The sequence below is a fragment of the Aquimarina sp. AD10 genome (genome assembly GCF_003443715.1).
In the GTDB taxonomy this organism is placed as follows: domain Bacteria; phylum Bacteroidota; class Bacteroidia; order Flavobacteriales; family Flavobacteriaceae; genus Aquimarina; species Aquimarina aggregata.
In genome coordinates, this window is the sequence record NZ_CP031965.1 from 3,695,968 (window position 1) to 3,708,511 (window position 12,544).

Here is a 12,544-nt window from a genome sequence, read left to right on the forward strand (position 1 = left end):
CAGGTACTTATTCTGTTCTTAAACTTTTGGTAGGATTAGCTGTAGCTGCTTTAAATGCCTGTATCGATACAGTTAATACAGTTATCACCATTGTGATTCCCCCGGCAAGTATGAAAAGCCACCAATCAATCGAAATGCGGTAAGCAAAACCTTCTAACCAATTTTCTAAATAATAATAAGCAAGTGGTGCAGCAATAAGTAGGGCAATTGCTACCAATTTCACAAAATCCTTTGTAAGCATATTAACCACATTTCCTACACTTGCACCCAATACTTTGCGGATCCCAATTTCTTTCTTTTTCTGCTCTGCCATGAATGAAATAAGTCCAAAAAGTCCTAGACAACTAATTAAAATTGCCAAACATGTGAATACAATTGATATTTGACCTAATCGTTTTTCTTCTGCAAATAACTTTTCAACTTCACTATCAATAAAGTGAAACACAAACGGTGTATTTGGATTAGTAGATTCCCAACTTTGTTCTAGATTAGCTAATAGTGTTTTATAATCTTTAGTTTCTGTTTTAACGATTACCCATCCAGGAGCATTTTCATTAAAAAGCATAATTGGAGCTATAGATTCTTTTAGCGATGAGAAATGATAATTATCCACCACACCTACAATCTCGTACTCACTAACCCGACCCTCATACGTTTGAATAAGTTTAGAAGCCAAGGCATTTTCTAAATCAATATTAAATGCATCTATAGTTGCTTTATTAACTACAATTTGGGTACTATCATTTGCTCTTAAATCTCTACCTGCAAGAAATGAAGTTCCTACTGTTTTAAAATAATTATCGCTAACGCCATTGTATTTTACCAAGGTTTGGTTTGCTGGATTACCTCCTGGAAGATGAAGTCCCAAATCTCCCATAATAAATTCTGATGGGTAATGATTACTTCCTGCTGCATCTAATACCCCCGAAACATTTAATATCTGTGATCGTAATGCACTAAATCTGCTCACGGTTTCATCGGTACCTAATCGAATTGCTATGAGATTTTCTTTATCAAATCCCATATCCAAATTTTGTGAATATTTTACTTGCTTATTCACTACTATTACTGCAATAATTAGGGTGATAGAAACTATAAATTGGAAAACGACCAATGCCTTACGGAAATTTCCATTTCCTGATGATACATTAATGGTTCCTTTTAGTACTTTAATCGGTTTTATCGATGACAAAACCAGTGCTGGATATGCACCTGCAAATAAACCGCTAACAATACTTAAAACTACTAATGGTAATAAAGCCTCAATTTGGAACAAAGCAGTATATTCTATATTTCCTTTAGTCAATATATTTACAAAGGGTAATACTACCGCCGTTAAAGGAATACTAATAAGTAATGCCAAAAACGAAAGTAAAACAGATTCTCCTAAAAATTGACGAACTAAAGACCCTTTATTAGCTCCTACTGCTTTTCTAACTCCTATCTCTTTAGCTCGTTTATTAGCTCTTGCTGTACTAAGATTGATGAAATTTACACAGGCAACTAATTGAATAAACAAGGCTAAGATCAACAATAAATATAAATACTGAATATTAGAAACTTTATCAATTTGATTAGATATTCCTTTAGAATACAAATGAATATCTTTTACTTTTTGCAGAAACAAAGATTTATCAAATCCAACATCTGCTAGATTTTGACCACCACGAGTTTGTATAAAATTAGGCAATTTACGCTCTAACTGTTTTTGCTCAGAACCTGGAAGTAACTTTACATAACTATGTACAAAGTTTTGAGTAGCAAAATTCTGTTCATTTCTTACAAACTCTCCCAATCCAGGAGAATTCATACTTAAAATATAATTTGGATTAAGGTGAGATTTTTTAGTGCTATCGTCAAAAACACCCGTTACTATTACCTTTATTTCATTTTCTCCACTTCCTAACACAAGTGTTTGGTTTTCTGAATTTTGGTTTCCAAATAATTTTTCTTTTAGTGTTGATGATAGTACTATTGTATTTGGTCGCGTTAAGGCTCCCGATGGTCGTCCTTCTACAAATGAATAGTTAAATAGTTTGAAAAAAGTAGAATCGGCAAGATACCCTCTTGATTCATAATAACTATTGTTGCTATTTTGAACTTTGATAAGTGCATCATTACCTTCTCCAAAGTAAACAATTCTACAGGCTTCTACCACTTCTGGAAAATCTTCCTTCATGGCAAAAGCAATAGGTGGAGAGCTTGTTGCTGAATTAAAATCTGCACCACCATTACCATTTCCTGTAATTACTGTGCGTATGCGATACAACGATTCTGTATCTTCATGATGAGTATCATAACCCAACTGTGCTAATACAAAGACAATTATGCTTAAGCAACATATAGTTCCTACTGTAAGTCCTAATAAATTTATGGTGGTCTGAAGTTTATTTTTCAGAAGACTTCTCCAGGCTATTTTGATATAATTCTTAAACATAACTGTCGTTTTTTGATGATGAATTGATTTGATTAATGAATACTTAGTTCATTTTTTGAATGACGGCTCTTCCTATTACTATTCCTTTGTTTATAGATGGGTTTCCATTATAAGCTACTGTTGCTTCTCCAAATGCAGTCACTTTTAAGTGGTCTGAAACATTTACTCTAAAATTACCTTCTCCATAAGCTGTTATTTTTGTGTTTTCATTAGCGATACCTAGTGTATTTATTTTGCCTTCGCCATATACTGTATATTTTTGATTATTTACAGTACCTTCTTTAAGTTCTAAATAACTTTCGCCATACATAGTAACATTTAGATTGTTAACTTTAAGTGCGTTCATAGTAATTTTAGATTCTCCGTATGCTTTTAATCTAAAACCATCTTGCTCTATTAAACTTTCACACTTTATAATCTCTTCTCCACGAATCGATAGATCTTTAAGCTCTTTGTAGATTACTGTTGCTACCACTTGTGTATCTTTATAAAGTGGTTTTTTGCGATTGTTCCACTCGTCTCTCTTTGTTTTTACATTCTTAGTGACCATTTTTGCTCCATCAAGATAAATTCTAAGTGTTTTACCTTCATTTTCGATATTGATTTTTTCTTGAGAAACTTTTGAACTTTCAATAATTACGCGTTCTGCATCTCCTTGTTTAAATGTTACTTGAATGTGTGGGCTTATTATTGCACTATCAAAATGGTTTACCTGTACAGTTTTTGTTTGCCCATAACCTATGATGTGCATTAAAAACATTGAAATTGCGAGTATTAAATGTGCTATATACTTTATCATGAGTTTATTTTTTTGATGTTAATGAATGAGATTTATGCGTTAACCCCGAAAGGTTTGTTTTGACTTTCTGTTACGATTTGACCATCAAACAGATTTATCACTCTATGTGCATAATGTGAGTCTCTGTCTGAGTGGGTAACCATTACTATGGTTGTTCCTTCTTGATTAAGTTCTGTTAGCAAATTCATAACCTCAATACCATTTTTAGAATCTAGGTTTCCTGTTGGTTCATCTGCCAATATTAATTTTGCATTAGTAACAACTGCTCTTGCTATTGCTACACGTTGTTGTTGTCCTCCTGATAATTGCTGAGGAAAATGTTTTTCTCTATGTGCAATTTTCATACGTTCTAATACTTGTCTTACTTTTTGTTCTCGCTCACTTTTTTTCATATTTAAGTAAATAAGCGGTAATTCTACATTTTCAAAAACTGTAAGTTCATCGATCAGGTTAAAGCTTTGGAAAACGAACCCTAGGTTTCCTTTTCTAATTTTGGTACGTTGATTTTCTTTTAATCCTCCTACTTCATGACCATTAAAGTGATAACTGCCTTCATTTGGATTATCTAACATTCCAATAATGTTTAACAACGTAGATTTCCCACAACCAGACGGTCCCATAATGGCAACGAACTCTCCTTCTTCTACTTTCAGATTTACACTATTTAAGGCCAAGGTTTCAACCTCTTCGGTTCTAAAACTCTTTTTTAAGTTTTCTATCTGTATCATTTTTTGATTGTTTTATTTTTTAGTGTATTGCTTATTTTAATATTATTTTTTCGGCATCTCCGAAACTATCATAATTTGAAGTAATTACTTTTTCTCCCGCTTCTAAACCTTCTAATACTTCATAATATCTAGAGTTCTGCTTACCAATTCTTATGGGTCTTTTCCAGGCTACTTCTCCAGAGGCATCTACTACAAAAATCCACTGCCCTCCTGTACTTTGAAAAAAGCTTCCTCTTGGTAGTAGCATAGCATCATTAGATGCTCCTAATTGTAGCTTAATGTTATAGCTTTGTCCTGATCGTATCGTTTCTGGTTTTTGATCTACGAAGACTAAATCAACTTTAAATTTTCCATTTCTTACTTCGGGGTATACCTTGCGTAAACGTAGTTGATATTCTTTGCCATTACGTTCAAGTATTGCTGTTAATTCTCTTTTCACTCTATCAATATAATGCTCATCAATAGTAGCTTCAATTTTATAATCCGTTAATACATTTACTTGACCTATACGTTGGCCTTGTGCTATACTTTGCCCTATTTCTGCATCTAAAAATCCTAATTGACCATCTGCAGGAGCTCTAACATTTAAATGATCTATACGTTCATATACCATCGATAATGTCTTTTTCATTCTTGCCAGATCCGCATCCAGTTCATTTAAAGAAGTGCTGCGTAATACGTTATCTTGATCGGTTTGCACTTTGATAATATCAAATTGTTTTTGCGAAAGTTCAAAATTTTCTTTGGCAGTTAGGTATTCTTCTTTTGAGATTAACTCATCTTCATACAATGCTTTACTTTGCTCGTAATTTCTTTTTAGTTTTTGTAATTCATATTTAGAGTTAACCAAATCTTTTCGACCTTCTACTTGTCTAGAATCAAAAGTAAGTTTTGTAGATCGCAGATCATTTTGTTTTAATGCAAGATTATTTTCACTTGCTAATATCTGCTCATAAAGACCTCTGTTTTCTAAAGTCAGGATGATATCTCCTTTTTTGACCATCGCTCCTTCTTCGATAAGCTTTTCTGTTACTCGTCCACCTTCATAGGCATCCATATATATAGTGCTTATAGGTGCTACAGCGCCATTAATGGTGATATAATCATCAAACTTTCCGAAGGAAACATTGGCTATCGATAGTTTTTCCTTTTCTGTTCTAAAGGTGGCTGCCGAGTTTCCGAAAACCATTTTCCACCCTACAAAGAACAGTATCACACCTATAACAATATATCCGTAGTGTTTAGGTCTTAGTCCTTTTTTCTTTTCAATTTTTATATCCATTTTATTGTGCTCTGTTTATATTAAATACGGGTAATCCTTTGTAAAAGTCTAGTGTGCTTTCATTTACTTTTAATCGAAGTTGTACCTGTAAATTTTCGTTTTGTGAATTAGCTAGTAAATTTTTTGATTGGTTTAATTCTATGGCGCTTATTAATCCTTTTTCATATCGTTTTTGTGCAATTTCAAAAGTTAATACTTGAGCATCCATTCTTTGTTCGCTTTGCTTATATTCTCTTGATAATGCATTTCCTTCTTGCACTAATTGCTGAATTAATTGATACAATTCTTGTTTTTGAATGTCATAATTATTTTCTGCTCGCATTAATGCTACTTTTTGTTGTTTAACTCTTGAACGATTAGACCATGCATTACTAATTGGTATGTTTATAGAAACACCTACAAATTGTGCTGCGTTGTCCTTTATTTGTGTATTAAAAGGAATAAGTTCTCCTGCGTCATCTAAACCATTATCTACATATCTTGAACCGTAACCTGCAAATAATGATAATGACGGGTATAAGTTTCCTCTAGCGGCAGACAACTGTTTCTTAGCTGCCTTTGTTCTAAGCTCTCGAGCCTTAATAATAGGTACAAAATCTTTTGCCGTATTAAAAATAGAATCTTTATTCTTATCTACGAGAACTTCATTCTGATCAATTGCTACGGGAGTTGATTTAATCGTTATCGTTGTAGCATCTTCTAAGTTCATTTCTTGAATCAAAGTAAGTTTTGCTGCAATTATATTATTTTCATTTTGAGTTACTAATAATTGATCCGCCAATAATGCTGATTCTGCTTCGTACAAGTCGGCTTTTGCTTTTTGCCCCAATTCTACTTGTCTCTTAACCAAATTATGGTTGTTTTGTGAAACCTGCACTTGTTCTCGAGAGATGTCTAGCAGTCCTTGCATAAATTGAATATCATAAAATGCAGACATTACTCTAAAAGCTAATAAATATTCTTGTTGTAGCCTTTCTTCATTTGCCGCTTTATATAAAAACTTAGTGGCTTTAATAGTATTTACTTTTTGAAAACCTCTAAACAATTCTAATTCTGCATTTAAATTGTAATTATTTGAAACAAATTCTGTGTTCTCGAAAATGTTTGTATTTGGGTTAGCTGATCTACCAAAGTTTTTAATATAATTTGATGATGCACTTATATTAGGTAATAGACTTCTTATAGATTGTTTATATGTCTCTTTATTTGAATCTTGATTATATTTAAAATCTTTAAGTTGTAAATTATGACTTACAGCATATGTCACACATTCATCTAGTGACCATGATTTCTGTGAGCACATCGTATGAACCACGAAGATCAAGAGAAAAAATACTATTTGGTTTTTATTATTCATTAGTTTCAATACTTAAAATACTTTTTAGATACCAAACCATAGTCTAATCTCGTGCCATAAAATCAACTACCTGATTAACAAGTTTTTATGATTAAAATTCAAAATTATGGATTAGACGAATGTAAAATATTTATACAAATAGTGTCTAATTATTTTACACTTGTATTGGTGTATGCATTAAGATTTGTAGTTTTAATGTATTAATTGAAACCGTATATCATGCAAGATGGAAAAATCTTAGTCATAGATGACAATAAGAGCCTTTTAAGTGCGCTAGAAATTTTATTACAATTCGAATTTAAGAACGTAGAAACAATTTCTAACCCTAATCAAATCTCTTCTTTTAAGGATTTAAATACTTTTGATATTGTATTGCTGGATATGAATTTTTCTGCTGGTGTTAATACTGGTAACGAAGGATTATTTTGGCTTAGAGAAATCAAAAAGAAAGCGCCACTAATTTCTGTAATTATGATGACTGCTTATGGCGCTGTTGACCTTGCTGTAAAGGCTTTAAAAGAAGGTGCTACTGATTTTGTGTTAAAACCCTGGAACAACGAAAAACTATTAGCCACTATAAAATCGGCATATTTATTACGAAAGTCTCAAAACGAAGTTCAAGAACTAAAGCAGAAAGAATCCCATCTTAAACAGGTAATTAATCAGGATAGTAATTTTATCATTGGTAACTCGAAAGCACTTACTGCTGTACTAAATCTAGTGACTAAAGTTGCCAAAACAGATGTTAACGTATTAATTACTGGAGAAAACGGAACAGGAAAAGAGCTTATTGCTCGTGAGTTACATCGACTTTCTGTTAGACAAAAAGAAGTTTTTATTGGAGTGGATATGGGTTCGATATCAGAAACCTTATTCGAAAGTGAACTTTTTGGTCATACCAAAGGTGCTTTTACAGATGCCAAAGAAGATCGAGCAGGAAAATTTGAAGCTGCCAATAAGGGAAGCCTGTTTCTGGACGAAATAGGAAACCTATCACTTCAAACTCAGGCCAAATTATTATCAGCGATTCAAAATAGAACTATTGTACGAGTAGGATCTAACAAAACAATACCTGTAGATATTCGGTTAATATGCGCAACCAATTGCAACCTTAACCAAATGGTCGCGGATGGCGTTTTTAGAGAAGATTTGCTATACAGAATTAATACAATTCATATAGAAGTACCACCACTACGAGAGCGAGGGAATGATATTTTAATTTTAGCAGATTTCTATTTAAAAAAATTCGGGTCAAAATATAATAAACCAGCACTTAGAATAAACAACTTTGCCGAAGAAAAATTATTAGCTTATCGATGGCCTGGTAATGTAAGAGAGTTACAACATACCATAGAGAGAGCTGTGATTTTATGCGAAGGAAATGTATTAAAACCAACAGATTTTCTATTAAGTACTACAAAAGAAATGTCTTTTGAAAAAGGGCCAGAAACTCTAGATGAGATGGAGCACTTGATGATTACAAAAGCTCTTGATCAGCATAACGGAAATTATAGTGCCGCCGCTAGTCAATTAGGAGTTTCTAGACAGACACTTTATAATAAAATGAAGAAATTAGATCGCTAATGGTAAGTAGAAATTTTTATAGACAACTAATATTTAGGGTTACGATGCTTGTACTAGTATCAATAGCCATGGCCTTCTTATTTTTTAAAGAACAGTATATTTTCTCTCTTTTTCTTTTAATCATAATTACATTTCAAACGATATTTTTAATCCGATATTTAAATTATAACAATAGAAAAATAGCATTCTTCTTTCATTCTATTAAAAATGAAGATTTCACACTTCGTTTTCCTGAAAATGGAGACATAGCATCATTTAATGAATTGAATCAAAGTCTTAATTCATTGAATGGAATTATGCAAAAAGTGTATTTAGACAATCAAGCTCAGGAACAATATTATAGAGAGATTTTAAAACAGGCCGAAATTGGTATTCTAACATTTAACAAAAAAGGACATATTCTTTTTGCAAATCCCGAAGTCGAGAAATTGCTAAACTATACGCCATTAAATCATATCAAACAATTGGATCAAATTGATAAAAAATTATATGCGATGTTTGAGAACATTGAGCCTTTTGAGCGACAGCTTTTTCAATTAACAAATGAACGAGAGACGATCCAACTCGCAATTAAATCTAATGAGATTGTTTTAAATAAAGAAAAATTAAACTTGATAACCATACAAGATATTAATAATGAATTAGACAAAAATGAAACAGATTCCTGGATAAAACTAATACGAGTATTGACACATGAAATTATGAATTCTGTAACACCTATCACCTCTATATCCGAATCTATTTTAAGGTATTATAAGGGCTCTAATGGTGTATTATTGGCTGAAGATCTTGATGATGATAAAGTAAAAAACACCGCAAAAGGATTAGAAGTTATTAAAAATCAGGGGAAAGATTTAATGAGTTTCGTACAATCTTATAGAAGTTTTCTAAATGTCCCTACTCCTGATAAGTCACTAATCAAAGTAGAAACACTTTTAGATAAAGTAAAAGTGCTGTCTAGCCATGAAATGGGATTTAATACTATTAGTTTTGACGTGATCAATACTACCGAAGATTTAGAAATATATGCAGATGAAAAATTAATAACACAAGTATTATTAAATCTTGCAAAAAATGCCATACAAGCCTTAAAGGAAACTGATAATCCTCATTTACAAATCATATCAGGTACTGCAGAACATAACAAAAAATATATTATTGTTAAAGACAATGGTCCCGGAATACCAACAGAACTAATTAATGAGATTTTTGTTCCGTTTTTTACCACTAAAAATGACGGAACCGGAATTGGTTTAAGTCTCTCTAAACAAATCATGCATCTTCATGGAGGGAGCTTGAAACTCTATTCCCTACCAAATAAGGAAACAACTTTTACATTGCTTTTTGAATAATTTGTATTCACTCAGTGTATTTGATCCAATTTTAAGGTTTTGAGTAATGCCTCAAAATAATAGTCTTCTTGATCAGGAACTATAGTAGTGGTATATGCTGTATTTTTTATCACGTAATATGATGAAGTTTTTGGATCTAAGGAGGTAGAATGTAGATTTACAATTTTCTGAATAAATTGATTAATCAAAAGTACCTCATCATAAGTGACTTCTCTTCTAAATGTGGGCTTGTCACTTTTGTAAACCAAATAATCATTCCTAAAACTTAACGATTTACAGTTACCAGTTGCCGTATTAAATTCAAATGTAAAATCCTTTGAAGCAAATATTTTATTTACGTTTTCTGCCGTAGGTTCTAATGTTCTTGCACAGCTTATGATAAAAACTATAGGTAGTAGTACTATTATTCTTTTCATATATAAGATCTTTTGAATTAGAACTATTTATTGTAGTAAATTGAATAAAAAGAAAAGATACAAAAAATGGTATCTAGACAACACAAATGTGGTTATCTAGATACCATTTTAATTTTTTAATATAAAGAGAAGCCTCTTTATATTATTTTGATGCCAAATGCTTTACCGAGTTTTCAAAATCAATATCCTTAAGATTACTAATCAGTAATCCAATACCTCCAGATTTTGACGCTACGATATACTCTGTTTGAAACTTTCTGTCTTTTTTGTATGCTTTTAAATACTTAAGCTTAACAACTTTTGACGTAGGTGTAAAGAAGAAACGTCCGTGAATTCTTCTATACTTCACTTCTTGTACATTGGCCTCATCTTTTCTTTGATCGCTAAGAGCTTGTACAACTCTTGCTGCTCTATGCTCATCTAACTTGTAAAAATCACACGTATAAATGAAAACATAGTTTTCGACATTTTTAACATCTATAAATATCTCATAGTCGACTTTTTTATCTTCTATTTTCTTTAATTCGGCAAGTGCAACTTTTTTGAATTTAAGTTTACTCTCGTCTAATAAATCTAATTTTTGCTTAAATTCATCTGTAGAAGTCTTAGCATAATCACTAGTAAGAACAATGGTATTATTCTTAAACTCGATTGTGTTTTTAGAAAACTTGACGAATCCAGGTTTTTTAGATGTAAAGTCGCAGCCTACAATAAGGACGGCTGTTGTGATCAATAGTAGAAATTTTTTCATAGGGCGTTTGTGTTAATAAATTACGGTTTTAACATAGGTTACCGTCATTAATTCGTACGCAATATAAGAAAAAATATTGAATTATAGCCATTCAACGGGATTTTTAAGCACTTTAACTAGTTTTGATTCAGCGCTTTCCGGTTCTGGATTATGGTCATAACGCCATTGTACATGGGGTGGCAAGCTCATTAAAATACTCTCAATCCTGCCATTTGTTTTTAATCCAAATAATGTTCCTTTATCATGAACCAAATTGAATTCGACATAACGTCCGCGTCGAATTTCTTGCCAATTTCTTTGTGCATCTGTATATGCTATCTTTTTTCGTTTTTCTACAATTGGCACATACGCATCTAAAAAACTATCCCCTATTTCTGTTACAAAATCATACCAATTAGACATTGACATCTCGTCATTTGCTTTACAGTAATCAAAAAACAAACCTCCTATACCTCTACCTTCTCCTCGATGTGCATTATAAAAGTATTCATCACATTTTTTCTTATACGTGGGATAAAATTCAGGGTGATGTTTATCACATGATGTTTTACAAATTTGATGAAAGTGTTTTGCGTCTTCTTCAAACAAATAATACGGTGTTAAATCCTGACCTCCTCCAAACCAACTATCTACTATTGTACCAGTTTTATCATACATTTCAAAGTATCTCCAATTTGCATGTACTGTTGGCACCATAGGGTTTTTAGGATGTAATACAAGGGATAAACCACAAGCAAAAAAATCAACATCGCCTACATTAAAATAGCTCTGCATTGCTTTTGGTAAAACTCCCTCTACACCCGAGATGTTTACCCCTCCTTTTTCAAATACATTACCATTTTCTATAACGCGAGTTCGACCACCACCTCCTTCAGGACGTTTCCAAATATCCTCTTTAAATTTCGCTTTACCATCAATCTCCTCTAGTTTTAAAGTTATACGATCTTGGAGGTTTTGTATATAGGTATAAAATTTATCTCTCATGGTTAGATTTTCTTTAAGCTCTTTTCACAATAGTGAAAATTTATTCTTTAATTTTTTGAAGGGACTCTGATGTGTCTTTTATTGAAATTAGTTTCTTTTCTTCTAAAATCTTTATAGTTTCACTAGACGCAGCCACTACAGATATCGGTAATGTTATAATAAAACCAATAATAGGAATAAACAACATTATAACAAATACAGCACCATTACCAATAGCAATACCTCTGTGCTTTCTTACAAACTGAACGCTTTCTTTATAATTAAAATGACGTTCCATAGTATAGTCCATATTACCAAAACCTACATAGTATGCTTGTATCAAAAAGATAAGTATCGTTGCTATTATACCAACTACTGGGATAAAACTTAAAATTACTAACGGAATCATAAACAATAATTCTTTGAATAAGTTTCTCATATTAATACGTATACCTCTTGATAACTGCTCACTAAATGAAGTTTTACGGTGTTCATGTTGGGTGTTTCCTAAAAGATGGTGCTCTATTTTTTCTGAAACCGGACTCATAAACGGAGCAGATAATGCCATTACAATATGTTTATATAGCACTAACCCCAATACTAAAATTAACAATCCACCAATATATGTACTAATGGTAGCAAATGTTTCTGATCCCCATTTCCAAATCCAAATTTTAGCAATAAAAGCACCTAAATTATCCGAAAAGAAATACGCCAATACCATGATTAATATTCCGGTGACTACACTAATTAATATAGGTATGGCAAAATATTTCCATAAGCCTAATTTTGAAATCAATTTAAATGTTCCGAAATACGCCTTGATTCCGTTAATGATGTTTTTGAACATAAGTGACTATTTTAATACCGAAGTA

General features: G+C 32.0%; 11 protein-coding genes. 2 read left to right on the plus strand and 9 right to left on the minus strand.

Features of this window, described 5'->3' with window-relative positions:
* Positions 1–7: 7 nt before the first annotated feature.
* The 5 genes from D1816_RS15295 to D1816_RS15315 are packed head-to-tail and all read right to left on the minus strand — an operon-like array spanning position 8 to position 6,603.
* Positions 8–2,437 carry an ABC transporter permease gene (locus D1816_RS15295; RefSeq protein ID WP_118503960.1) on the minus strand — a complete coding sequence of 810 codons (2,430 nt, stop codon included), beginning with the start codon at positions 2,435–2,437 and terminating at the stop codon, positions 8–10.
* A 43-nt stretch (positions 2,438–2,480) separates the two neighbouring features.
* On the minus strand, positions 2,481–3,236 hold the full coding sequence (locus D1816_RS15300; protein WP_118503962.1) for a head GIN domain-containing protein: 756 nt from the start codon (positions 3,234–3,236) through the stop codon (positions 2,481–2,483).
* 32 nt (positions 3,237–3,268) lie between these two features.
* The gene (locus D1816_RS15305; RefSeq protein WP_066319834.1) at positions 3,269–3,964 is read right to left on the minus strand and encodes an ABC transporter ATP-binding protein; all 696 of its coding nucleotides are present in this window, start codon (positions 3,962–3,964) and stop codon (positions 3,269–3,271) included.
* 31 nt (positions 3,965–3,995) lie between these two features.
* Positions 3,996–5,246, minus strand: a complete 1,251-nt coding sequence (locus D1816_RS15310; protein ID WP_118503964.1) for an efflux RND transporter periplasmic adaptor subunit — start codon at positions 5,244–5,246, stop codon at positions 3,996–3,998.
* 1 nt (position 5,247) lies between these two features.
* Positions 5,248–6,603, minus strand: a complete 1,356-nt coding sequence (locus tag D1816_RS15315; protein ID WP_118503966.1) for a TolC family protein — start codon at positions 6,601–6,603, stop codon at positions 5,248–5,250.
* Between the two features lie 219 nt (positions 6,604–6,822).
* Between D1816_RS15315 and D1816_RS15320 the strand changes: the two genes are divergently transcribed.
* Both D1816_RS15320 and D1816_RS15325 read left to right on the plus strand, forming a co-directional pair.
* Positions 6,823–8,187: a sigma-54 dependent transcriptional regulator gene (locus D1816_RS15320; protein WP_066319827.1), complete on the plus strand. Its 1,365-nt coding sequence runs from the start codon at positions 6,823–6,825 to the stop codon at positions 8,185–8,187.
* A gap of 44 nt (positions 8,188–8,231) precedes the next feature.
* The gene (locus tag D1816_RS15325; RefSeq protein ID WP_232517455.1) at positions 8,232–9,539 is read left to right on the plus strand and encodes a PAS domain-containing sensor histidine kinase; all 1,308 of its coding nucleotides are present in this window, start codon (positions 8,232–8,234) and stop codon (positions 9,537–9,539) included.
* A gap of 11 nt (positions 9,540–9,550) precedes the next feature.
* Here the strand turns inward: D1816_RS15325 and D1816_RS15330 are convergent, their stop codons facing one another.
* The 4 genes from D1816_RS15330 to D1816_RS15345 form a co-directional block, all read right to left on the minus strand.
* Positions 9,551–9,955, minus strand: a complete 405-nt coding sequence (locus tag D1816_RS15330) for a hypothetical protein (RefSeq protein WP_066319819.1) — start codon at positions 9,953–9,955, stop codon at positions 9,551–9,553.
* A 142-nt stretch (positions 9,956–10,097) separates the two neighbouring features.
* Positions 10,098–10,706: a hypothetical protein gene (locus D1816_RS15335; RefSeq protein ID WP_066319817.1), complete on the minus strand. Its 609-nt coding sequence runs from the start codon at positions 10,704–10,706 to the stop codon at positions 10,098–10,100.
* Between the two features lie 81 nt (positions 10,707–10,787).
* A complete protein-coding gene (hemF, locus tag D1816_RS15340) occupies positions 10,788–11,690 on the minus strand; it encodes an oxygen-dependent coproporphyrinogen oxidase (protein WP_118503969.1) in 903 nt (300 codons plus the stop codon).
* A gap of 40 nt (positions 11,691–11,730) precedes the next feature.
* Positions 11,731–12,519, minus strand: coding sequence for an EI24 domain-containing protein (locus D1816_RS15345; protein ID WP_118503971.1), 789 nt, complete (start codon positions 12,517–12,519; stop codon positions 11,731–11,733).
* Positions 12,520–12,544: the final 25 nt, after the last annotated feature.